Source organism: Streptomyces sp. NPDC092369, assembly GCF_044755245.1.
Lineage (GTDB): Bacteria > Actinomycetota > Actinomycetes > Streptomycetales > Streptomycetaceae > Streptomyces.
In genome coordinates, this window is sequence record NZ_JBIVQP010000008.1 from 579216 (window position 1) to 601502 (window position 22287).

18 protein-coding genes are annotated in these 22287 nt (G+C 70.7%); 5 read left to right on the forward strand and 13 right to left on the reverse strand.

The window, feature by feature from the left end:
* Positions 1-6 precede the first annotated feature (6 nt).
* The 8 genes from ACIQI8_RS40610 to ACIQI8_RS40645 form a co-directional block, all read right to left on the reverse strand.
* Complete coding sequence (locus ACIQI8_RS40610) at positions 7-1557, reverse strand: GMC family oxidoreductase (RefSeq protein WP_402362662.1); 1551 nt, start codon at positions 1555-1557, stop codon at positions 7-9.
* A 16-nt stretch (positions 1558-1573) separates the two neighbouring features.
* Positions 1574-3145 carry an APC family permease gene (locus ACIQI8_RS40615; protein WP_402362665.1) on the reverse strand — a complete coding sequence of 524 codons (1572 nt, stop codon included), beginning with the start codon at positions 3143-3145 and terminating at the stop codon, positions 1574-1576.
* Positions 3146-3339: 194 nt separating this feature from the next.
* Positions 3340-4806 (reverse strand): aldehyde dehydrogenase family protein, encoded by a 1467-nt coding sequence (locus tag ACIQI8_RS40620; RefSeq protein ID WP_402362667.1) that lies wholly within the window; start codon positions 4804-4806, stop codon positions 3340-3342.
* Positions 4787-5950: an aromatic ring-hydroxylating dioxygenase subunit alpha gene (locus ACIQI8_RS40625; RefSeq protein WP_402362670.1), complete on the reverse strand. Its 1164-nt coding sequence runs from the start codon at positions 5948-5950 to the stop codon at positions 4787-4789. Before ACIQI8_RS40625 ends, ACIQI8_RS40620 begins: the two co-directional genes overlap by 20 nt.
* Before the next feature lie 11 nt (positions 5951-5961).
* Complete coding sequence (solA, locus tag ACIQI8_RS40630) at positions 5962-7116, reverse strand: N-methyl-L-tryptophan oxidase (RefSeq protein WP_402362673.1); 1155 nt, start codon at positions 7114-7116, stop codon at positions 5962-5964.
* A 10-nt stretch (positions 7117-7126) separates the two neighbouring features.
* On the reverse strand, positions 7127-9580 hold the full coding sequence (locus tag ACIQI8_RS40635; protein WP_402362676.1) for an FAD-dependent oxidoreductase: 2454 nt from the start codon (positions 9578-9580) through the stop codon (positions 7127-7129).
* 158 nt (positions 9581-9738) lie between these two features.
* Entirely contained in the window at positions 9739-10824 is a 1086-nt protein-coding gene (locus tag ACIQI8_RS40640; protein WP_402362679.1) for an S-(hydroxymethyl)mycothiol dehydrogenase, read from the reverse strand.
* Positions 10825-11058: 234 nt separating this feature from the next.
* The gene (locus ACIQI8_RS40645; RefSeq protein WP_402362682.1) at positions 11059-11889 is read right to left on the reverse strand and encodes an IclR family transcriptional regulator; all 831 of its coding nucleotides are present in this window, start codon (positions 11887-11889) and stop codon (positions 11059-11061) included.
* A gap of 381 nt (positions 11890-12270) precedes the next feature.
* Here ACIQI8_RS40645 and ACIQI8_RS40650 point away from each other — a divergent pair, with 381 nt between their 5' ends.
* Together ACIQI8_RS40650 and ACIQI8_RS40655 are read left to right on the forward strand one after the other, a co-directional pair.
* Entirely contained in the window at positions 12271-12594 is a 324-nt protein-coding gene (locus ACIQI8_RS40650; protein WP_402362685.1) for a bifunctional 3-phenylpropionate/cinnamic acid dioxygenase ferredoxin subunit, read from the forward strand.
* Complete coding sequence (locus ACIQI8_RS40655; protein WP_402362688.1) at positions 12591-13781, forward strand: NAD(P)/FAD-dependent oxidoreductase; 1191 nt, start codon at positions 12591-12593, stop codon at positions 13779-13781. Before ACIQI8_RS40650 ends, ACIQI8_RS40655 begins: the two co-directional genes overlap by 4 nt.
* A 105-nt stretch (positions 13782-13886) precedes the next feature.
* On the opposite strand, the gene ACIQI8_RS40660 is transcribed toward ACIQI8_RS40655, so the two are convergent.
* On the reverse strand, positions 13887-14471 hold the full coding sequence (locus ACIQI8_RS40660; protein ID WP_402362691.1) for a hypothetical protein: 585 nt from the start codon (positions 14469-14471) through the stop codon (positions 13887-13889).
* Between the two features lie 420 nt (positions 14472-14891).
* On the opposite strand from ACIQI8_RS40660, the gene ACIQI8_RS40665 reads away from it, so the two are divergent.
* Genes ACIQI8_RS40665 through ACIQI8_RS40675 form a run of 3 tightly spaced genes read left to right on the forward strand, consistent with a single transcriptional unit; the run spans position 14892 to position 18634 of the window.
* Positions 14892-17798 carry a nitrate- and nitrite sensing domain-containing protein gene (locus ACIQI8_RS40665; protein WP_402362694.1) on the forward strand — a complete coding sequence of 969 codons (2907 nt, stop codon included), beginning with the start codon at positions 14892-14894 and terminating at the stop codon, positions 17796-17798.
* Positions 17795-18229 (forward strand): roadblock/LC7 domain-containing protein, encoded by a 435-nt coding sequence (locus ACIQI8_RS40670; RefSeq protein WP_402362696.1) that lies wholly within the window; start codon positions 17795-17797, stop codon positions 18227-18229. The genes ACIQI8_RS40665 and ACIQI8_RS40670 overlap by 4 nt, the downstream gene beginning before the upstream one ends.
* A gap of 9 nt (positions 18230-18238) precedes the next feature.
* Positions 18239-18634, forward strand: a complete 396-nt coding sequence (locus ACIQI8_RS40675) for a DUF742 domain-containing protein (RefSeq protein WP_402362699.1) — start codon at positions 18239-18241, stop codon at positions 18632-18634.
* Positions 18635-18676: 42 nt separating this feature from the next.
* Here ACIQI8_RS40675 and ACIQI8_RS40680 read toward each other — a convergent pair whose 3' ends face one another.
* The 4 genes from ACIQI8_RS40680 to ACIQI8_RS40695 all read right to left on the reverse strand — a co-directional run bounded on the left by ACIQI8_RS40680 (position 18677) and on the right by ACIQI8_RS40695 (position 22027).
* On the reverse strand, positions 18677-19183 hold the full coding sequence (locus tag ACIQI8_RS40680; protein WP_402362702.1) for a thioesterase family protein: 507 nt from the start codon (positions 19181-19183) through the stop codon (positions 18677-18679).
* A complete protein-coding gene (locus ACIQI8_RS40685) occupies positions 19180-20133 on the reverse strand; it encodes a 3-hydroxyacyl-CoA dehydrogenase NAD-binding domain-containing protein (RefSeq protein ID WP_402362705.1) in 954 nt (317 codons plus the stop codon). Before ACIQI8_RS40685 ends, ACIQI8_RS40680 begins: the two co-directional genes overlap by 4 nt.
* Positions 20134-20194: 61 nt before the next feature.
* A complete protein-coding gene (locus ACIQI8_RS40690) occupies positions 20195-21082 on the reverse strand; it encodes a 3-keto-5-aminohexanoate cleavage protein (RefSeq protein ID WP_402362708.1) in 888 nt (295 codons plus the stop codon).
* A gap of 159 nt (positions 21083-21241) precedes the next feature.
* Positions 21242-22027 carry an IclR family transcriptional regulator gene (locus tag ACIQI8_RS40695; protein WP_402362711.1) on the reverse strand — a complete coding sequence of 262 codons (786 nt, stop codon included), beginning with the start codon at positions 22025-22027 and terminating at the stop codon, positions 21242-21244.
* Positions 22028-22287 lie beyond the last annotated feature (260 nt).

Consider the following 22287-nt stretch of genomic DNA (forward strand, 5'->3'; position numbering starts at 1 on the left):
CCTTGACTAGACATCCTCCTTGATCAAGTCGGCGCACTTCTCGCCGATCATCATCGTCGTGATGCACGGGTTGACCGAGATCAGGTCCGGCATGACCGAGCCGTCCGCGACCCGGAGCCCCTCGATCCCCTTGACCCGCAGCCGCGCGTCGAGCGGGGCCGAGGGGTCGTCGTCCGCGCCCATCTTCACGGTGCAGGACGGGTGGTAGACGGTGTTGTGGGTCTTGTGGATGTAGTCGAGGAGTTCCTCGTCGGACTGGACGTCGGGGCCGGGGGCCAGTTCGGCGCCTGCCCAGCCGCTCAGCGCGGGCTGGGAGGCGATCTTCCGGGCCAGCTTGAGGCCGAACGTCATCACGCGCGCGTCGTGCTCGTGCGTGAAGTAACGCGGGTCCACCTTGGGCTTGTCCCGGTAGTCGCGGGTCCGCAGCCGCACCGTGCCCCGCGACTTCGCGCGCGTCACGTTCGGGGTGAGACAGAAGGCGTTCTCCGAGGTGGGGTAGCCCCAGCGCGCGGTGTTCATGTCGAACGGCACAGACCCGTAGTGGAACATCAGGTCGGGCCGGTCCAGGCCCTCCTCGGTGTCGTAGAAGATGCCCGCCTCCCACCACTGGCTGGACCTCGTGGTCATCGGCTGCTTGGCGTCCCACATGATGACGCCCTCGGGGTGGTCCTGGAGGTTCTCGCCCACGCCCGCCGAGTCGACGACCACCTCGACGCCGACCTCGCGCAGGTGCTCGGCCGGGCCGATGCCGGAAAGCATCAGCAGCTTCGGGGTGTCGATCGCGCCGCACGACACGATGACCTCGCGCCGGGCCCGTACCGTCCGATGGTGGATCAGGTCCGGGTCCAGGTACTCGGCGCCGACGCAGCGCCGCCCGTCGAGGACGATCTTCTTGGCGCGTACGCCCGTGCGCACCTCCAGGTTGGGGCGCTTGCCCAGGATCGGGTGCAGGTAGGCCACCGAGGACGACTGGCGGGTGTTGTTCTCGTCGGAGTTGATCTGGAACCAGTTGGCGCCCCGGATCACGGTCCTGCCCGTGTTGAAGGCCGTCGTGGGGATGCCCGCCTGGGCGCACGCCTCCAGCAGGGCCGTGCCGCACGGGTCGTCGCTCTTGAGCGTGCGCAGCTTCACCGGGCCGGTGCGGCCGTGGTGGTCGCCGGGGGCGTCGTTGTTCTCCAGGCGCCGGTAGAGCGGGAAGAGGTCCGCCGCGCTCCAGCCCGTACAGCCCTCCGCCGCCCAGTCGTCGAGGTCCTCGGCGGGCGCCCAGAAGGCGATACAGGAGTTGTGCGAGGAACAGCCGCCCAGCACCTTGGCACGCGCGTGCCGCATGAAGCTGTTCCCGCTGGACTGCGGCTCGACCGGGTAGTCCCAGTCGTAGCCGGACTCCAACAGGCCCATCCAGCGGTCGAGTTTGAGGATGTCGTCGTCGCCGACGTCGCTGGGCCCCGCCTCCAGGACGCAGACGGTGACCGACGGATCCTCGGAGAGCCGGGCCGCCACCACGTTGCCCGCGGTGCCGCCGCCGACCACGACGTAGTCGAACTCATCGGTGCTCATGAGTCGTTGACCTCCTTCAGTCGGCCGCCGGAGCGGCGAAGGGAGCGGCCACCTCGGCCTCGTTCTCCAGGCGGTGCTCCGCGAGCACGCCGGTCTTGTGCCGCTGGATGAACCAGTAGTAGGCGAAGCCGCCACCCATGATCACGCCGACGAACAGGAGCGCGCCCCACTGGAGGTACCAGTGGAAGGGGGCGGTCGCGTTGTAGACGGCGTCGCGCGGCCAGATCAGGTTGAGCGTCATACCCGCGCCCCACAGCACGGCCACGATGTTGACGAGCAGGCCCCAACGGCCCAGCGAGAACTTGCCGTCGCCCGCCGGCTCCCACTTGCCGCGCAGCCGCGCCACCAGCATCGGCCCGGTGACACCCAGGTAGGCGAGGTAGATCATGATGATGCCGATGCTGGTCACGACCGTGAAGATCTGCGGCTGGCGGATGTTGACCACCAGGATCGCCAGCGCCAGGATGCCGATGATCACGGCCGGCAGCACCGGCGTCTGGAAGCGCGGGCTGACCTTGGCCAGCATCGAGGACGCGGGCAGGTTGTTGTCCCGGGACATCGCGAACGCCAGCCGGATCGCCGCCGTGTGCACGGCGAGCGCGCAGACGGTGACCGCGATCAGTACGCACCACAGCATCGCCTTGCCGGCCGTGGAGCCGAGCACGTCCAGGACGATGTACTGCAGACCGTCGGTGGACAGCTTCCCGCTCTTCAGGCTGGACACGCTCATCAGCGCGAGCAGCAGGACGAGGCCGCCCAGGACGAAGGAGGCGACGATCGCCCGGATGATCGCGCGGGGCGCGTTGCGGGACGGGTCCTTGGACTCCTCACCCAGCGAGGCGGCCGTGTCGAAGCCGTACATGACGTACGCCGAGGCGAGCGAGGCCACCAGGAACGCGCCCAGATAGCCGGCGCCGTACCCGGCCCCGGTGCCGTTGGTCTCCATGACCACCTGCGGACCGCGGGTGATGTGGACGGCGAACAGGACGATCAGGACGACGGTGGCGATCAACTCGATGAACACGCCCGCCGAGTTGATCGTGGCCATCAGCTTGACGCCGAAGGCGTTCACGAGGGTCGTGAACAGGATCAACACCGCGGCCAGGATGACCGCGTTGGTCGCCACGTCGTACTTGCCGGTTCCGTCGCCGACGATCTGGAACACGCTGGAGATCTGCGGCAGCGTCAGCTGGTAGGCGAGCGCCACGGCCGAGATCGACACGATCGACGCGATGAGCATCGTCCAGCCGGCCAGCCACCCCAGGTGCGGATTGCCTATCTTCTTCGACCAGTTGTAGACCGAGCCCGCGACGGGATAGCGGGCCGCCAGCTCGGCGAAGCACAGGGCGACCATGAACTGACCGATGAAGACCATCGGCCACGACCACCAGTAGGCGGGGCCGCCGCTGCCGTAGCCGAAGTAGAACAGCTGGAAGGTGCCGGTCAGGATCGAGATGTAGCTGATCCCGGCGGCGAAGGTGTGGAAGTTGCCGAGGGTGCGCTTGAGCTCGGGTTTGTAGCCGAACTCGGCGAGTTCGGTGTCGTCGTGGCCGTGTGATCCGGATGGTGGTTGCTCGGTTGTCGTCATGAGCGGACTCCTGGTGGGCCTGGGGAGGGAAGGGAGCGGCTCTGCGGGTGCCGGGATCGATGAGGGGGGTTGATCGATCAAGAGTTGATCGGTGACGGGTTGATCAGTGAGGGGGTTGGTTATACGTGGGGCTCATGTGCGCGCCGTTACGCGGAAGTTAGGCGCGTGGGCGCGTGCGGTGCGCGGCGGGGCGCTTAGTCGAACCAGCCCTGCGGCTTGGGCGCGGTGTTGCGCCAGATGTGCTTCGTCTCGCGGTACTCGGCGAGTCCGGAGGGACCGAGTTCGCGTCCGAAGCCGGACTGCTTGAAGCCACCCCACTCGGCCTGCGGCACATACGGGTGGTAGTCGTTGATCCAGACCGTCCCCAGGCGCAGCCGTGAGGCGACCCGCGCGGCCTTGCCCTCGTCGGTCGTGAACACGGCGCCCGCGAGACCGTAGATCGTCCCGTTGGCCAGCCGTACGGCCTCGTCCTCGTCGCGGAAGCGCTCCACGGTCAGCACCGGTCCGAAGGACTCCTCCTGCACCACGTGCATCCCCACGGAGCAGTCGCCCAGGACGGTGGGCGGGTAGTAGAAGCCGTCGTCGTACTCCGCGCCGGTGGGCCGCGCGCCCCCGCACCGCAGCACCGCGCCCTCCTCCAGGCCCCTGGCCACGTACGCCTCGACCTTGGCCCGGTGCGCGGCCGAGATCAGCGGCCCGGCCTGGGCATGCTCGTCGAAGGGGCCGCCGAGCCGGATCTCCTGGGCCCGTCGGACGACCTCGTCGACGAACCGGTCGTGCAGCGAGTCCTCCACAAGGAGGCGCGCCCCCGCCGAGCAGACCTGCCCGGAGTGCAGGAAGACGGCGGTCAGCGTCATGTCCACGGCCGTGTCGAAGTCGGCGTCGGCGAAGACGACGTTGGGGTTCTTGCCGCCGAGTTCGAGAGCGACCTTCTTGACCGTCGGCGCGGCCACCGCCATCAGGTGGCGGCCGGTCTGCAGGCCGCCCGTGAACGACACCATGTCGACGTCCGGGTGGTCACCCAGCGGAGCGCCCGCCTCGGGACCCGCGCCGAGGACCAGGTTGCCCACGCCCGCCGGCAGCCCCGCCTCCTCCAGCAGCCGCATCAGATGGATGGCCGTGTGCGGGGTCAGCTCGCTCGGCTTCAGGACGAAGGTGCACCCCGCGGCGAGGGCCGGGGCGACCTTCCAGGCCGTCTGGAGGAGCGGGTAGTTCCACGGGGTGATGAGCGCGCAGACGCCGACGGGCTCGTACACCACCCGGCTGTCGACGCCCTCGGCTCCCGTGTCGATCACCCGGCCGGTCTCGCTCGCGACCAGTCGGCCGAAGTAGCGGAAACAGTTGACGATGTCGTCAATGTCGTACTCGCTCTCCACATACCGCTTCCCGGTGTCCAGGGACTCGGCACGCGCGAGTGCCTCCTTGTCGCGCGCCAGGAGGTCGGCCACCCGCAGGAGCAGGTCGCCGCGCTCGTTCGGCGAGGTGCCCGGCCAGGGGCCCTCGTCGAAGGCGCGCCGGGCCGCCGCGATCGCCTCCACGGTGTCCTTGCCGCCGGCCTCGTCCACCACCCCGACCAGGGAGCCGTCGGCCGGACAGCGGATCTCGCGCGTACGTTGATCGACCGCGCCCCGCCAGCTTCCGTCAATGAACAGGTCCGGCATGGCCGCCTCCCAGCTGCTCCAGGACCCACTCGTGGAAGATCCCGATGTGGTGCTCGTTGGGAACCAGCACACCACCGTTGCGGTAGGCCCGCGATGCCATGGCCGGTTGTGTCCGTTCACATGCTTCGAAATCCTGTTCGTTCACCCTGTGGAACAGCTCCACCGACTTCGAGACATCGGCCCCCGAGGCGACGACCTCCGGCGCGTAGAGCCAGTCGCACTCCACGATCGTGCGGTTCTCGGCCATCGGGAACATGCGGTGCAGGATCACGTGGTCCGGTACGAGGTTGATGAAGACCGTCGGCTTCACCGTGATGGCGTAATAGCGCCGGTCCTGGTCCTCGGAGACCTGCGGCAGCTTCGCGAAGCCCTCGCTGCCGTCGACCGTGAAGCCCTTGATCTCCGCGCCGAACTCGGCGCCGTGGCCGACGTAGTACTGGGCCGCGTAACCCTCCGCGAACTCCGGGAGCACGTCCGTCAGCTCCGGGTGGATCGTCGCGCAGTGGTAGCACTCCATGAAGTTCTCGACGATCAGCTTCCAGTTCGCCTTCACGTCGTACGTGATGCGTTTGCCGAGGGCCAGGTCCTCGGTGCCGTAGTGCTCGATCGCGGCCGGGTCGCCGAGCCGCTCCACGGCCGCGTGCGTGACCGTGTCCTCGAAGGAGGGCGGCTCGTCCGCCAGGCACACCCAGGCGTAGCCGAGCCACTCCCGCAGCGACACATTGATCAACCCGTACTCGACCCGATCAACATCGGGCATCTTGATCAAGTTGGGTGCGGCGATCAATTTGCCGTCGAGGTCGTACGTCCATGCGTGGTACGGGCACTGGAGGCTGCGCCGGACCTCACCGGCCTCCTCCATGCACAGCCGGGCCCCGCGATGGCGGCAGATGTTGAGGAACGCGCGTAGCTCACCCTTGCGCGTCCTGGTGATGATCACGTTCTCGCGGCCCACCTGGACGGTCCGGAACGCGCCGGGTTTGGCCAGGTCGGCGCTGCGGACCGCACAGAACCACATCGACTCGAACAGGTGCTCCTGCTCCTGTCGGAAGATCTCCGGGTCGGTGTAGTAGTGCCCGGGGAGGGTGGAGATCAGGCTGGGGGTGTCGGGGAGGGGGACGGGGGACATCGGGATCGTCGTCACGTGCGTGCTCCTCAGGCGGGCGCGGCGGCGAGGCGGGCGGGGTCGAACAGGCCGATGGGGTGCTCGGTGGCGCCGGTCAGGGCCAGATCGGCGAGGATCTCGCCGACCACGGGCACGAACTTGAAGCCGTGCCCCGAGAAACCGCATGCCACGGTCACCGAATCCGGGTGCGCGGGGTGCCGGGCGATCACGAAGTGCTCGTCCGGGGTGTTGGAGTACATGCAGGTCGCGGCCTTGAGGAAGGTGCCGGGCAGATCCGGGATGCAGTCGGCCATGTGGTCCGCCATGGCCCGGATCTCCTCCTCGTGCACGGTCCGGTCGATGGTCTCCGGAGTGGTGACCTCGCCCTTGCGGAAGAAGGCGACCTTGGCGCCGAGCGCGGGGCCGTCGATGGCCGGGAAGCCGTAGACCTGGACGCCGGCCGCGTCCTCCCAGATGTAGATCGGGTGTCGCTCGGGGACGAAGGGATCCACCCCGCCGGTCGGCTGGAACCAGTACATGACCTGCCGCTCGATGGTGAACGGCACCCCGAGGTCGGTCAGCAGCTGCGGCGCCCAGGCGCCCGGGCAGATCACCAACTGCCCCGCCGTGTAGGTGTTTTCCGCGGTGTGCACGCGGACGCCGTCCCGGTACGGTTCCCAGCGGGTCATCGGCTCCTCGAAGTGCAGGTCGGCGCCCTGCCGGGTGGCCATCTGCAGATGCGCGGCGACCGTGTTCTCGGGCCGCAGCAGACCCGCCTTCTTCTCGTACAGGGCGACCTCGTCGTCCTTCGGCGCGAGCGTCGGGAACCGGCGGCGGATCTCCTTGGCGTCGAGCATCTCGTGGGGCAGGTCCCACTGTTGGGCCGACAGCAGCGACCCGGAGACGGTCCGGGATTCGGGGCGGCCGAGCATCACACCGCCGGGCAGGATGGCGACCTCGCGGCCGGTGGCCCGGTGCAGGTCCTCGTACAGCTCGTAGGCGCGCAGCAACAGCGGTACGTACGCCGGGTCCTCGAAGTAGGACTGCCGGGTGATCCGCGAACCGCCGTGGCTGGAGCCGCGGTTGTGGACCGGACCGAACTTCTCCAGGCCGAGGACACGGGCCCCGCGGGCGGAGAGATGGTGGGCGGCGGCGCTGCCCATGCCGCCGAGACCGATGACGATCACGTCGTAAGTCGGGGACACAGCCTGCCTCCTATCGGCGGATGCGGGTCATCTTCGGGTCGAACAGGGGCTCTTCGGCCACGGTCGCCGGGACCTTCTCGCCGAAGTACTCGATGTGCACGGGGGCTCCGGTGGGGAGCACGGGCAGCCATGCGTACGCGATGCAGCGGCCCAGCGTGTAGCCGTACGAGGCGCTGGTGACGTAGCCGGCGGGGGAGCCGTCGACGTACACCGGCTCCTTGCCGAGGACCACGGCGGACGGGTCGTCGAGGAGGAGGGGGGTCAGCTTGCGGGTGGCCGGCGCGTCCGTGAGGGCCTCGCGGCCGACGAACACCTTGTCCATGCGGACCGCGAAGCCGACGCCGGCCTCGAACGGGTTGTGCTCGTCGGTCATGTCGGTGCCCCAGGAGCGGTAACCCTTTTCCAGACGAAGGGAGTTGAAGGCGGACCGCCCGGCCGCGACCGCGCCGTGCTCCTGGCCGGCCGCCCAGAGCGTGTCCCACAGGCGCAGGCCCAGGTCGGCGGTGGTGTACAGCTCCCAGCCCAGCTCACCGACGTACGACAGGCGCATGGCGGTGACCGGGACGTGCCCGATGTACGTCTCCTTCGCGCGGAAGTAGCCGAAGGCCTCGTGCGAGAAGTCGTCGCGGGTCAGCGGCTGGACGAGGTCGCGGGCGAGGGGGCCCCAGACGCCGATGCAGCAGGTGCCGGAGGTGATGTCCCTGATGTGCACGCCCTCAGGTGCGTGCCGGGTCAACCAGTCGAGGTCTGCGGGGGAGTTGGCGCCGACCTGGAAGCGGTCCGGGGCGAGGCGGGCGACGGTGAGGTCGGAGCGGACGCCGCCGGTCTCGTCCAGGAGGAGGGTGTAGGTGACCGCGCCGGGCTTCTTGCGCAGGTTGTTGGTGGTCATCCGGTCGAGGAAGTCGAGGGCGCCGGGGCCGGTGACCTCCAGGCGGCGCAGCGGGGTCATGTCGTACAGGGCGACCTTCTCGCGGGTCGCGCGGGCCTCGGCGGCGGCGATGGGGGACCAGTAGCGGGCCGACCAGGCGTCGCGCTCGGGGAGCGCGTCGAGGCCGTCGACGAGCGGGGCGTTGGCCTCGTACCAGTGCGGGCGCTCCCAGCCGCCGCCCTCCAGGAAGAACGCGCCGAGCTGCTCCTGGCGCGCGTGGAAGGGGCTGACGCGGAGCGGGCGCGGGCTCTCCATCGGCTGGAGGGGGTGGAGAACGTCGTACACCTCGACGAACTGCTGTGAACCGCGTTCACGGACGTACGACGGTGAACGCTGCGCTTCCTCGAACCGCGCGAGGTCGCACTCGTGCAGGTCGAGCGAGGGTCGTCCGTCGACCATCCACTCGGCGACGGCCCGCGCGACCCCCGCGGAGTGGGTCACCCACACCGCCTCGGCCAGCCAGAAGCCGCGCAGTGCCCGCGACTCGCCGAGGACCGGCATGCCGTCCGGGGTGAAGGAGAAGACGCCGTTGAAGCCCTCCTCGATCTCGGCGTCCCGCAGCGCAGGCACCAGCCACCGGCAGTCCTCCCAACTCGGCGCCCAGTCCGCCGCGGTGAACGGGAACGAGGACGGCATGTCCATGTTCCGGGCACGTGCCTCGTCGTACGGCAGGATCGCGAACGGGTCGACGGGCAGCGGCTGGTGGGCGTAGGAGCCGATGCCGATGCGGTCGACGTGCTCGCGGAAGTAGAGGTCGCGGTCCTGGAAGCGGAGGATGGGCCGCGTGGCCTCGGCCGTGGCTCCGGCGAGTTCGGGCAGCGGCTTCGTCTTCGCGTACTGGTGGGCGAGCGGTTGGAGCGGTACGTCGATGCCGGCCATGCGGCCGATCACCGGACCCCAGAAGCCGGCCGCGGAGACGACGTGGTCGGCGGGGAAGGTGCCCTGGTCGGTGACGACGCCGGTGACGCGGCCGTTGTCCTGCTCGATGCCGGTGACGGTGTGGCGGTCGAGGAAGCGGGCGCCGCGCGAGGTGGCGCGGTCCATCTGGGCGCGGGACGCGAGCAGGGCGCGGGCCAGGCCGTCGTCGGGGGTGTGGAAGCCGCCGAGGACGACCGACTCGTCGACGAGGGGCCACAGTTCCTTGCAGCGGGCGGTGCTCACGACCTCGCCGCGGATGCCCCAGGCCGCCGCGTAGCCGGCCCGGCGGTGCAGGTCGGCGAGGCGTTCGGGGGTGGTGGCCAGCTCAAGTCCGCCCACCTGGTTGAAGCAGGGGACGCCGTCGACTTCGAGCGAACCGAACTTCTCGACCGTGTACTTGGCGAACGCGGCGAGGGTCTTGGAGGGGCTGGTCTGGAAGACGAGTCCGGGCGCGTGCGAGGTGGAGCCGCCGGGAGCGGGCAGGGGGCCCTGTTCGAGGACGGTGACGTCGGTCCAGCCGCGGGCGGTCAGTTCGTCGGCGAGCGAGCAGCCGACGATGCCGGCGCCGATGACGACGACACGGGGACCGTGCGGACGGGGTTCGGGCGTGCTGGACATGCCCCTCCTTGCCGGGGTGGGGGTGAACGCGCTGGGGGAGTAGGGGGTTGAGGGGACGGGGGTGAGGGCGGTGGCGTTGGGACTTCAGGGGACGAGGGCGCGGACCGTGGAGTTGGCGCTTCCCGGGAAAGGCGCGGGGGCGACGGGCCGGACGGGGGTCACAGGACGACCACCGAGCGCAGCACCTCGCCCCGGTGCATCTTGGCGAAGGCCTCCTCGACCTGGTCGAGGGCGATCGTCTCGGACACGAAGGCGTTGAGGTCGAGGAGTCCGTACAGGTACTGGTCGATCAGATAGGGGAAGTCGCGGCTCGGCAGACAGTCGCCGTACCAGGACGACTTGATGGCGCCGCCGCGCGAGAAGACGTCGATCAGCGGGAGTTCGACCTTCATCTCGGGGGAGGGGACGCCGACCTGGACCAACAGGCCCGCGTGGTCGCGCATGTAGAAGGCCTGGGTGAAGGTCTCGGGGCGGCCCACCGCGTCGATCGCGATGTCGACGCCGTGTCCGTCGGTGAGCGCGCGGACGGCCTCGATCGGGTCCGTGCCACGGGAGTTGACCGTGTGCGTGGCGCCGAACTTCTCGGCCTGATCGAGCTTCTTGTCGTCGATGTCGACGGCGATGACCTTCATCGCGCCGTTGAGACAGGCGCCCGCGATGGCCGCGTTGCCGACCCCGCCGCAGCCGATGACGGCGACCGAATCGCCGCGCCCGACGTTGCCGGTGTTCACCGCGGCGCCGTAACCCGCCATCACACCGCAGCCGATGAGGCCCGCCGCCTCGGGGCGGGCCGCCGGGTCGATCTTCACCGCCTGGCCGGCCGCGACCAGCGTCTTCTCGGCGAAGGCGCCGATGCCGAGGGCGTTGCTGAGCGGGGTGCCGTCGAGCAGGGTCATCGGCTGCGTGGCGTTGCGGGAGTCGAAGCAGTACCAGGGGCGGCCGCGGCGACAGGAACGACAGCTGCCGCAGGGCGCGCGCCAGGCGAGCACCACGTAGTCGCCGGGTTCGAGGTCGGTGACGCCCGCGCCGACCGCCTCGATCGTGCCGGCCGCCTCGTGGCCCAGCAGGAAGGGGAAGTCGTCGTTGATCGAGCCCTCCCGGTAGTGCAGATCCGTATGGCAGACACCGCAGGCCTGGACGGAGACGAGGACCTCTCCGGGACCGGGATCGGGGACGACGATCGTCTGCACCTCGACGGGTGCGCCCTTTTTGACAGCGACTACGGCACGGACCTCGTGTGGCACGACCAAGCTCCTCTGCTGTTGCGCAGTGCACTATGGGTTGCGCGATGAGGAACATATTGAGAACGCCGTCATGGAGCCGTCAAGAGGTGGGCGTTAACCCTTGGCAAAAGGAACGGGGCGGCCGAAATCTGCCGGATACACAGCGGCGCGGGACCAGGTGATTCCGGTCCCGCGCCGCCGGCGGCACTCCTGGGTATCGGGCCCAGGGGTGCCGCGTGTCCGTTCCGGGGTCGGTCAGAAGCCGTACCCCATCCGGCGGGACAGGTCGGCCCCCGCCGCCACCGTGCGCTTGGCCACCTCCGGCAGCCGGTCGCCGTTCAGCCGGTACACCGGGCCCGAGACGCTGAGCGCGGCGATGACCTTGCCGTCGTGCGCGCGGACCGGGACGGCCACCGCCGTGAGTCCCAGCTCCAGCTCCTCGATCGTGATCCCGTACCCCTGCTCGACCACCGCCTCCAACTCGCCGCGCAGGGCCGCCGACCCGGTGATGGTGCGCTCGGTGAAGCGCGGCAGGGAGCGGGCGAGCAGGCCCTCGCGCAGGGTGGGCGACATGTGCGCGAGCAGCACCTTGCCGCTGGAGGTCGCGTGCAGCGGGGTGCGCCGGCCGAGCCAGTTCTGCGCGGTCACGGACGCGGTGCCGCGGGCCTGCATGATGTTGACGGCCGCGTCGTCGTCGAGGACCGCGATGTTCACGGTCTCGCCCAGCTCGTCGGCGAGTTCCCGACACACCGGGACGCCCTCCTGGGAGATGTCCAGGCGTACTGCCGCCGCCCCCGCCAGGCGTAGTACACCGGCCCCCAGGTAGTACTTGCCGCGGTCCTTCGCCTGGGCCACCAGGCCGCGGTTCTCCAGGACGCCGAGCAGTCGGAAGGCGGTGGACTTGTGCACGTCCAGCTCGTCGGCGATCTCGGTGACGCCCGCCTCTCCGTGCCGGGCGAGGATCTCCAGCACGCTCACGGCGCGGTCCACCGACTGGACGGCGCTGGCCGTGCCTCTGCCGCTCTGCTTCTCCGAGCTTCCCAAGGGCTCCTCGTCACGGTCAGGCTGCTTCTGCGTACGGGTCATGGGTCAACTCTCACCACCTGACGGCCATCTTTGGGCCGCATCTTCGGGAAACCCTTGACGCGACGGTTGTCCCGACCGGATTCTGTTGCGCATGGCGCGGGTTCGTGCGCTATACGAAACTTCATGTTACCGAAGCGTCCGATCTCCGGAAGGGGGCCGGACCGCCCGGACCTGTGAAGGTCCGGCACATCCCGGCCGCCGGACCGAAGACGCCCCGGTGCCTGTACCACCGCCGGACCGAAGACGCCCCGGTGCCTGTACCACCGCCGGACCGACCTAGGTCCGCCCGCCCGTACTGCACTCCCGCACCGCACTCCTGATCCGCTTCCGCCAGGACCACACAGGTCCCGGACCGAGTGTCCCGGACCGAGAGGGGGGCCCGTGATTCCCGTCTGCCGCCTCGAAGACCTCCCCCAGGGCGAGTCCGTCCGCGTCGAGACGACCCCGCCCGTCGCCGTGTTCCACACGGACGAGGGCGAGTTGTACGCCATCGACGACACCTGCACCCACCAGGACGCGTCTCTCTCCGAGGGCTGGCTGGAGGGGTGTCTGGTCGAATGCCCGCTGCACGCCGCCTCGTTCGATCTCCGCACCGGCGAGCCGACCTGCCTCCCGGCCCGTGGCGCCGTCCGCACCCACCGCGTCACCGTGGACGACGGTGTCGTCCATGTCCACCTCGCCGCGCAGGAGGGCACCGCCGCATGAGGACCGTGACCGTCGTCGGCGCCTCCCTCTCCGGCCTGTACGCCGCCCGGGAACTGCGGGCCCAGGGTTTCGACGGGCGGCTGGTGATCGTCGGCGACGAACCCCATCGCCCCTATGACCGCCCCCCGCTCTCCAAGGACTTCCTCACCGGACGGGCCGACGAGAACCACCTCGCGCTCACGGACGACGAGGAGACCGGCGAACTCGACGCCGAGTGGCTCCTTGGCACCCGCGCCCGCGGACTCGACGCCCGCGGCCGAACCGTCCTTCTCGACGGCGGCCGTACGGTCTCCACTGACGGCGTCGTCATCGCCACCGGCGCTCGCGCCCGCCGCCTCCCGGGCGACGACCTGGCCGGCGTCCACACCCTGCGCACCCTCGACGACGCCCGCGCCCTGCGCGAGGAACTCTCCCGAGGTCCGCGCCAAGTCGTCGTGATCGGCGGCGGATTCATCGGCGCCGAGACCGCGTCCTCCTGCGCCGCCCTCGGCCACACGGTCACCGTCATCGAGGCCGCGCCGCTGCCGCTCGTGCCCCAACTCGGCGCCGAGATGGCCGCCGTGTGCGCCGCCCTGCACCGGCGCGGCGGGGTGGACCTGCTCACCGGGACCGGAGTGGCCGCCCTGCACGGCACGCCGGCCGTCACCGCGGTGGAACTGTCCGACGGCCGCACCCTCCCCGCCGACGTGGTGATCGTAGGCATCGGTGCCACCCCCAACACCGGCTGGCTGGCGGGCTCGACGCTCGCCCTGCACGACGGCGTCCTGTGCGACGACGGCTGCGTCACCTCGCTCCCGCAGGTCGTCGCCGTCGGCGATGTGGCCCGCGTCGGCGGAGCCCGCGCCGAGCACTGGACCTCGGCGACGGAACAGCCCCGGGTCGCCGTGGCCAACCTGCTCGCCGGGCACACCGCGCGGACCGCGCGCTCACTGCCGTACTTCTGGTCGGACCAGTACGGCGCCCGCATCCAGTTCGCCGGCCGCCGTCAGGACGGTGACACCGTCCGGATCGCCGAGGGCGAACTCACCGACGGCGCACCGGCCGAGGGCGGCTTCCTCGCCCTCTACGAACGGGACGGCCGTACGACCGCCGTGCTGTCCATGGACCGGCCGCGCCCCTTCATGCGGGCCCGCCGCGACCTCGCGCGCGGAGAGAACGAGACGCGGCAGGAGCCTGCGGCGCTTTGAGGGTGCGTGTTCTGAGGGCATGCCCCTTCGGGGCGGCGGACACTCTCGCCCTCCGGGCCCGAGGACACCCGCCCCGGCCACCGGAGGGCACGCACTCTCAAGACCTCAGGAGTGCGACAGCCGCCCCGCGTTGCCGCCCTGCCTGCGTATCCGGGCCTGTGCCCGCTCGGATGCCCGCGCCTGGCGGCGCGCCTGACGGCGCTCGCGGCGCAGCGTGCGGGCGGTGCTGCTGGGAATCGACACCACGCCGTTGCGCTGGTTCCAGACCTGGCGGGTCACCCAGATGTCCAGTGCGCCCCAGGTGGCCACCACCGTGCTGACGACGGCGCTGATGACCATCGGGAAGGCCAGCCAGGACTCGGCCATGGTGCAGAAGAAGGCGACCATCGCCAGGAGCAGGGTCACGGCGATGATGATCACCGCCCGCACCGCCGACGTGCGGACCGGGTCGGGCATCCGGCGTCGCCTGGCCGGCTCCTCGATCCACAATGGCTGGTAGGCAGACTGCACCGGTTCCGCGACCCGGTCCGCCCCCACGACGTACTGCGTGCTCTGTTCCGTGTCCTGTCCGACCGACGCCTCGCGCGCGTCCGTCGGGATGTCGTGGTCGGACGCCTCCGGGCCCCGCTGCGCCTTCAGGCGCGTCCCCAGGTCGTCCCCGGGCGCCTCGCGCCGTTCCGCCGTGCCCATCACCGTGTCACTCCCCACTGCCGACAACCCCTCGCGCCGTGTCAGATGGCACGGCTCCCCTGTGGGTTGCCCGGCTTGCGCTGTTTTACGCTGCCGGGGTGCAGGACGCGGCTCCTGGAGCCGATTCCGCCCCCCATTTCTCACAGACAAGGACGAACGGCACGTCCTGAAGATTCCCGGCGAGCGAAGAAATCCGGCCAACTGTTCGCGTGGGCACGGTGAAACACTTCCGGCGTCCGTCGAGCGGCCGCGGGCAGCAACATCCGCCCATCACCGGACAACTCCCTATGTGTCGTCGCCCACACGGCAGTTCAGCTTCCGGAACGGTCTTCGAGATACACGTGTGACGGTAGTAGGCTCGCGCCGTTTGTTGACGTACATATGTGCCCCCGGCCGGCGGGGGTCGAGCTGGGGGAGGCCATGCGCTTTCGCGGGAAGTCCATCCGCCGGAAGATCGTGGCGCTGCTTCTCGTGCCGCTGGTGTCGCTGACCGCGATCTGGGCCTTCGCCACGATCCTCACCGGACGTGAGGCGGAGCAGCTCTTCAACGTCTCGGACGTGACCGAGAAGATCGGCTACCCGATCGAGGACACCGTCCGCGTGCTGCAGCAGGAGCGCAGGCAGAGTCTCGTCTATCTCGCGGACCCGCGGGCCTCCGACGGACTCGGCGACCTCAGGCGCAGCCGGACCGCCACCGACGAGGCTGTCGCCAAGATCCGCAAGAACGCGAGCGACCCCGACGTCCGCGACGCGATGGGCCAGGGCACCGGCGACAACCTGAGCGCGGTGCTGGACGCCTTCGACGGCGTCGACTCCCTGCGCCGCAGCGTCGAGGACGGCACCGTCGACCGGGCCCAGGCCTTCGACCTCTACAACCGCCTGGTCGACCCCTGTTACGTCCTGCTCACCAACCTCCACGTCGTCGACAACGTCGAGATGGACAAGCAGTACCGCGCGCTGGCCAACCTCGCCCGCGCCCGCGAACTGCTCTCCCGCGAGGACGCCCTGCTCGGCTCCGCCCTCGTCGTGGGCAAGCCCTCGCGCACCGAACTGCGGGAGGTCTCCGACCTCGTGGCCCAGCGCGACCTTCTGTACGAGGTCAATCTGCCGCTGCTGCCCGCCGCGGAACGCGCGCGCTACGACCGGTTCTGGAAGAACGCCGAGACCGCTCCGCTGCGTACCGCCGAGCAGTCCGCCGCCAAGGGCGGGACCGGGGCGCCCCGCGAGGTCACCGCGCAGAGCTGGGACACCGCCGCGGGCACCGTCCTGAACGAGCTGGGCACCCTCAACGACCGCGCGGACGACCGCTATCAGGACCGCGTCCGCCCGGTCGCCGTCGGCGTCATCGCCAAGGTGGCCATCGGCGGCGTGCTCGGTCTGGTCGCTCTGCTGCTCTCGCTGTTCCTGTCCGTGCGGGTCGGCCGCGGCCTCATCCGCGACCTGCGGCAACTGCGCCTGGAGGCCCACGAGGCGTCCGGCGTCCGGCTGCCCAGCGTGATGCGCCGGCTGTCCACGGGCGAGCAGGTCGACGTCGAGACCGAGGTCCCGCGCCTGGAGTACGACCGCAACGAGATCGGCGACGTCGGCCACGCCCTCAACACCCTGCAGCGCGCCGCCGTCGAGGCCGCCGTCAAACAGGCCGAACTGCGCGCCGGGGTCTCCGAGGTGTTCGTCAACCTCGCCCGCCGCAGCCAGGTCCTGCTGCACAAGCAGCTCACCCTGCTCGACACGATGGAACGCCGGACCGAGGACACCGACGAACTCGCCGACCTGTTCCGCCTGGACCACCTGACCACCCGTATGCGCCGGCACGCCGAGGGCCTCGTGATCCTCTCCGGCGCGGCCCCCTCCCGGCAGTGGCGCAAACCCGTCCAGCTCATGGACGTCGTGCGGGCCGCCGTCGCCGAGGTCGAGGACTACGAGCGCATCGAGGTGCGCCGGCTGCCCCGGGTCGCCGTCACCGGCCCGGCCGTCGCCGACGTCACCCACCTCGTCGCCGAACTCCTGGAGAACGCCACGGTGTTCTCCCCGCCGCACACCGCGGTCCAGGTGCTCGGCGAGCGCGTCGCCAACGGCTTCACCCTGGAGATCCACGACCGCGGCCTCGGCATGGCCGCCGACGCCCTCCTGGACGCCAACCTGCGGCTCGCCGAGACCCCCGAGTTCGAACTCTCCGACACCGACCGGCTCGGCCTCTTCGTGGTCAGCCGGCTCGCCCAGCGGCAGAACGTCCGGGTCTCGCTGCAGCCGTCCCCGTACGGCGGCACGACGGCGGTCGTCTTCATTCCCGACGCGCTGCTGACGGACGACATCCCGGACACCAACGGCATCGGCTTCCGGCTCGACCGGCCCCATCCCACGAAGGAGGCGGCGCTGGAGGACGGCTCGCGCACCGCCCTCTCCGGGATGTCGGGGTCGCGGCCCGGACTGTCGGCCGCGCTCCTGGACGGCCCGGTCGAGCTGGAGGCACCCGTCGACCTGGACGCCATCGAGGACTTCCCGGACGCGCTCGACGACGAGGCGAACGAGCGCGGTGGGCTGTTCCGCCCGCGCCGCTCCATCACCCTCGCCGAGGACGGCCGGACCCAGGAGGGCCCCGGTTCGCGTGAGCCGGGCGACGGTGACACGGACGACGACGGCAACCCCCTGGTCCCGCTGCCCCGCCGCGGCGCGCCCAAGCTGGTCAGCTCGCACGGCCGCCCGGTCGGCGGACGGTCCCGGCGCGACGACGTGGACGACGCCCTCGCGGCCGACACGGGAGGACGGGAGTCGGACACCGCACTTCCGGCCCGCCGCCGGGGCGACGAGCCCCTGACGGGCCGGGGAGCCTGGCCGGCGACGGAGCAGGGCGCGCCGGCGCTGCCGACCCGCCGCCGCGGCGCCTCGCCGCTGCGCCCCGGCGGAACCGACCGCCCCGAGTCCCCGGCACCATCGGGGCACGACGGCCCCGGGGGAACCCCAGAGACCCCCGCGCTGCCCCTGCGCACCCGCCCGCCCGCCATCGGCGCCGGGAGCGAGGGCGACGAGCAGGCGGCAGGCGCCGGTTCGGATCGAGGCACCCGTCCCGTCTCCGGACCGGACACCACCGCCGGCACGGGCGCGCTGCCCCGGCGGGTACGACAGGCCAACCTGGCCCCGCAGTTGAAGCAGAGCCCCGTCCGGCGCACCGCGGACAGACCCGAGCCCGCGGAGCGCGACGCCGACGAGGTACGCAGCCGGATGGCCTCGCTGCAACGAGGCTGGCAGCGCGGGCGCGAGGAGAACGCCGCGGACGACGACGCCCACAGCGGCACTGCACCACAAGGAACGAAGGGGGACGGTCGATGACCGCACCGAAGGCGACCGGCCACTCCACGAACAGGACCGGCGAGCTCAACTGGCTCCTGGACGACCTCGTGGACCGCGTCGCGAGCATCAGCAAGGCCCTCGTCCTGTCCAGCGACGGCCTGCCCACCGGCGTGTCCCAGGACCTGACCCGGGAGGACAGCGAGCACCTCGCCGCCGTCGCCTCCGGCTTCCACAGCCTCGCCAAGGGCGTGGGCCGGCACTTCGAGGCCGGGAGCGTCCGGCAGACGGTCGTCGAACTCGACGAGGCCTTCCTGTTCGTGACCGCCGCCGGTGACGGCAGCTGCCTCGCGGTCCTCGCGGACGCGGACTCGGACGTGGGCCAGGTCGCGTACGAGATGACGCTCCTGGTGAAGCGGGTCGGTGTACATCTGAGTGCCGCTCCGCGCACCGATCTGCCCGCAGGCGGGTAGTGAGATGTCATGAGCTCTGACGGTCAGGGAAGAAGCCACTGGTTCGACGACGACGCCGGGCCGGTCGTCCGCCCGTACGCGATGACGCGCGGCCGGACCAGCAGTCCGGGCCAGCACCGCCTCGACCTGATCGCGGTGGTGCTGACCGAGCCGCAGGCAGACGACCCGGAAGGCGACTCCACGCTGTCCCCGGAGCACGTGGACATCGTCGACCTGTGCCGGGACACACCGCAGTCGGTCGCCGAACTCGCGGCCGAACTCGACCTGCCCATCGGTGTCGTCCGAGTGCTCATCGGCGACCTCGTCAACAGCGAGTTCGTCCACGTGACCCGGCCGGTCCCCCCTGCCGAGCTCCCGGACGAGAGCATCCTGCGCGACGTGATCAGCGGCCTTCGAGCGCTCTGACCGTCCTCCTGCAGACCTCAACGGCTCACGGACCGGGCCCGATCATCCCGGTCCGCGAGCCACCTCCCCCTCCGACCCCATCGGCGCCACGGACCGCCCGGCCCACCAAGGGGCCGATTCCGAAAGGCTGTTGAGCCGTTCACGGACGGCATCGGGCAACGCGGTCGCACGACCCGCGGCCTGATCCACGTGGAGAGCGAGCAACTCCGTGGTGGCGACCGGTTCGGCATCCGCTCCCGGCTCGGCCCCCGGGTCCGCGACGACGTACATCTCGTGCGTGAGACGCACCTTCTTCCCGGCCGCCCCCAACACCCTGGTACGCACGGCCAGTCGGGCCTCCACCGGCACATCCCGGAGATAACGGACGTGCGCCTCGACCGTGTAGAGCGAGCACCCGGTGCGCTCGCGATACGCCGCGTCCAGCCCCGTCCGCTCCATCACCACGTCCGTCGCGAAGCCGAAGACGAGGACGTAGAACGCCTCGCTCATATGCCCGTTGTAGTCGATCCACTCGGGCCGCACGGTCTCCCGGAACAGAGGAAGGCTCATACGGTGCCCTCCTTCCCAAGCCGCCCGGTCGCGCGCAGTACGGCGATGACGCCCCGGTCGCGTTCGGCGACGAGGTCGGCGATCGTACGGCCGTCGGCGGCGTCGTCGCAGCCGGCGACCACCGCGTCGTACAGCGCCCGGTCCAGCTCCGGGGCCTCCAGCCGGGTCCACGGGGACTTCAGGGACGGGCCGAAGTGGTCCAGCATGTGGGCCATTCCGCCCTCGCCGCCGGCCAGCGCGAAGGTCAGCATCGGTCCCATGACCGACCACCGCAGGCCCGGGCCCTCGGTGATGGACAGGTCTATGTCGCCGACGGTCGCCTCACCGTTCGCGACCATGTGCAACGCCTCCCGCCACAGGGCCTCCTGGAGGCGGTTGGCGATGAAGCCGGGCACCTCGCGGTCCATGGTGAGGACGGACTTGCCCGCGACCTCGTAGAAACGGGATGCCCAGCGCACCGCGGCCGGGTCGGTCCGCTCACCGCCGACCACCTCGACGAGCGGGATGAGGTAGGGCGGGTTGAAGGGGTGACCGACGACCAGCCTCCCGGGCGTGCCGGCCCGCGTCTGCATGTCCGTCATCGGATAGCCGGAGGTGGAGGAGGCGACGACCACTCCGGGGGGCGTCAACGAGTCGATGTCGGCGAGCAGTTCACGCTTGAGGTCCAGCTTCTCGGGGGCGCTCTCCTGCACGAACTCCGCCCCGGTCAGGGCCTCTTCGAGGGTCGTGGCGACGGTGAGGCGGTCCCTTGAGGCGTCGGCGACGAGACCGAGCTGTTCGAGCGCGGGCCAGGCGGCGTCGACCAGTCGCCGCAGGCGGCCCCCGGCGTCCGGGGCCGGGTCCCACGCGGTGACGTCATAGCCGCGGGCGAGGAAGTGGGCGACCCAGCCACCGCCGATCACTCCGGCGCCGACGCAGGCGACCTGGCGTACGTCTTCGGGATCCGGCACTGCATGGCTCCTTCAACAGGGGTAGGGACAAAGCCGGTTCGGGCCGGCGGGACGGCCCGCCTCACCCGCGCGGCTTCAGACCCAACTTGAGGCGCGCCTCGTCCGGTGTCGCGACCCTCGCCCCGAGCGCCTCGACGATCGTCACCGCCCGCTCCACCAGCTGCGCGTTGGTCGCCTTGACGCCCTTGCCGAGGTAGAGGTTGTCCTCCAGGCCCACGCGCACGTGCCCGCCGAGCAGGATCGACTGCGCCACCCACGGCATCTGCATCCGGCCCAGCGCGAAGCTGGCCCACTGGGCGCCCTCCGGCAGGAGGTTGACCATCGACTGCAGCACGCCCGGATCCGCGGGTGCACCCCACGGCACGCCCATGCACAGCTGGAACACGGTCGGCTCGTCCAGCAGCCCCTCGGCCAGCAACTGCTTGGCGAACCACAGGTGTCCGGTGTCGAAGATCTCCAACTCGGGCCGCACGCCCAGCTCCTGGATCCGCCGGGCTCCTGCACGCAGCATGTCCGGCGTGGAGACGTAAAGGCTGGACCCGTCACCGAAGTTCAGGGAGCCGCAGTCCAGGGTGCAGATGTCGGGCAGCAGATCCTCGACGTGCGGAAGCCGTTCGAGGCCGCCGACGAGGTCCGTGCCCGGGAGGTGCCTCAGCGGGTCCTCGGGGTCGACGACCAGGTCACCGCCCATGCCGGCGGTGAGGTTGATGACGACGTCGGTGCCGGTCTCCTTGATGCGCTCGACGACCTCGCGGTACAGGCGCGGATCACGCGAAGGCGCCCCGGTTGCGGGATCGCGTACGTGGATGTGGACCGCGGCGGCACCGGCCTCGGCGGCCCGCACGGCGGACGCGGCGATCTGCTCGGGGGTGACGGGCACATGCGGGCTCCTGCGCACGGTGTCGCCGGCGCCGGTGAGGGCGCAGGTGATGATGACGTCCTGGTTCATGAGGCGAGGGTTCCTCTCTCTGCCGCTCACTTGGCGAACAACCGTCGCACCATACGAACATGCGGCGCGGAGAGTCGTACGGTCAAGACCGCCCTGCCAGGACCGCCCTCGCCGCACCCGGCCCGCGCCCGCGCGGCCCCGCCCCGCAACACCCGCGCCCTATACGGCCCGTGCCGCCGCCGCGATCTCGTCCGCCGCCCTGCGCGCCAACACCCCCAGGTCCGCGAACCGCGACTCGGGCACCCGGTCCTGCGGCCCCCAGATGCTGACGATCGCGAACGGCCGCGCGCGGTTGCCGAGCACCGGCGCGGAGACCCCGTACAGAGTCCGCTCCATCTCGCCGACGCAGACGCTGTATCCACGCTCCCGCGTCCGCGCCAACTCGGCCGCCAGCCGGTCCCGGTCCGTGACCGTGGTGTCCGTGAACGCCGTGAGCGGCTCGGTCAGCAGGGAGTCGGCCTCCTCCGGGGGCAGCCAGGCCAGCAGCGCCTTGCCCGTCGAGGTGGCGTGCAACGGCACCTGCCGGCCCAGCCACTTGGCGCTCAGCACCACCGGTGGCGTCACCTCGTCGATGTACGTCAGCCCCAACTCCCGTACCACCGCGAGGTTCGCGGTCTCGCCGGTCTGCTCGCTGACCCGGCGCAGCGTGCCGTGCGCCCGGCGGATCAGCCCGTCGAAACCGGCCACCGACGCCATCCGGGCCACCGCGAAGCCGACCGTGTAGCGGTTGCTGACCGGGCTGCGCTCGACCAGCCCGTGCTGCTCCAGCGTGGACAACAGCCGCCAGGCCGTGGCGCGGTTGATCCCGCACCGTGCCGCCAGATTGGCCGCCGTGTCACCGTCCGGCGAACTGTCGGCGGTCGCCTCCAGCAGTGTGATGGCCCGCTCCAACGACTGGACCCGGCTCGCGGATCCGTCGCCGGGCCGGGGCTTCGACGTATGCATCGTCCTGGGCTCCTGGTGATCGCGTCCTGACCTGCCTGACTGCCCCTCCACCTTCTCACCATCCGTGCGGCCACCGCGTGTTGTGAACATCCACCAGGTCCCCGCCGACAGGTACGGACCGGGCGTCGAAGCGGCTCGACCGATATGATCTGACCGATCGTCGACACCTCTCTGCGGCAAGTCGGCCACCCGCCTGCGGAGATGGTTCCGAACAGTGCGATCGGGGAGCCGGACGCAGACTCCCCCCACCAAGCAGGAGA

What these genes read in the sequence shown, in the direction of transcription:
- ACIQI8_RS40610 (WP_402362662.1), bottom strand. Translation starts at nt 1,557, where the DNA reads ATGAGCACCGATGAGTTCGACTACGTCGTGGTCGGCGGCGGCACCGCG.
- ACIQI8_RS40615 (WP_402362665.1), bottom strand. Translation starts at nt 3,145, where the DNA reads ATGACGACAACCGAGCAACCACCATCCGGATCACACGGCCACGACGAC.
- ACIQI8_RS40620 (WP_402362667.1), bottom strand. Translation starts at nt 4,806, where the DNA reads ATGCCGGACCTGTTCATTGACGGAAGCTGGCGGGGCGCGGTCGATCAA.
- ACIQI8_RS40635 (WP_402362676.1), bottom strand. Translation starts at nt 9,580, where the DNA reads ATGTCCAGCACGCCCGAACCCCGTCCGCACGGTCCCCGTGTCGTCGTC.
- ACIQI8_RS40645 (WP_402362682.1), bottom strand. Translation starts at nt 11,889, where the DNA reads ATGACCCGTACGCAGAAGCAGCCTGACCGTGACGAGGAGCCCTTGGGA.
- ACIQI8_RS40655 (WP_402362688.1), top strand. Translation starts at nt 12,591, where the DNA reads ATGAGGACCGTGACCGTCGTCGGCGCCTCCCTCTCCGGCCTGTACGCC.
- ACIQI8_RS40660 (WP_402362691.1), bottom strand. Translation starts at nt 14,471, where the DNA reads ATGGGCACGGCGGAACGGCGCGAGGCGCCCGGGGACGACCTGGGGACG.
- ACIQI8_RS40665 (WP_402362694.1), top strand. Translation starts at nt 14,892, where the DNA reads ATGCGCTTTCGCGGGAAGTCCATCCGCCGGAAGATCGTGGCGCTGCTT.
- ACIQI8_RS40670 (WP_402362696.1), top strand. Translation starts at nt 17,795, where the DNA reads ATGACCGCACCGAAGGCGACCGGCCACTCCACGAACAGGACCGGCGAG.
- ACIQI8_RS40675 (WP_402362699.1), top strand. Translation starts at nt 18,239, where the DNA reads ATGAGCTCTGACGGTCAGGGAAGAAGCCACTGGTTCGACGACGACGCC.
- ACIQI8_RS40680 (WP_402362702.1), bottom strand. Translation starts at nt 19,183, where the DNA reads ATGAGCCTTCCTCTGTTCCGGGAGACCGTGCGGCCCGAGTGGATCGAC.
- ACIQI8_RS40690 (WP_402362708.1), bottom strand. Translation starts at nt 21,082, where the DNA reads ATGAACCAGGACGTCATCATCACCTGCGCCCTCACCGGCGCCGGCGAC.
- ACIQI8_RS40695 (WP_402362711.1), bottom strand. Translation starts at nt 22,027, where the DNA reads ATGCATACGTCGAAGCCCCGGCCCGGCGACGGATCCGCGAGCCGGGTC.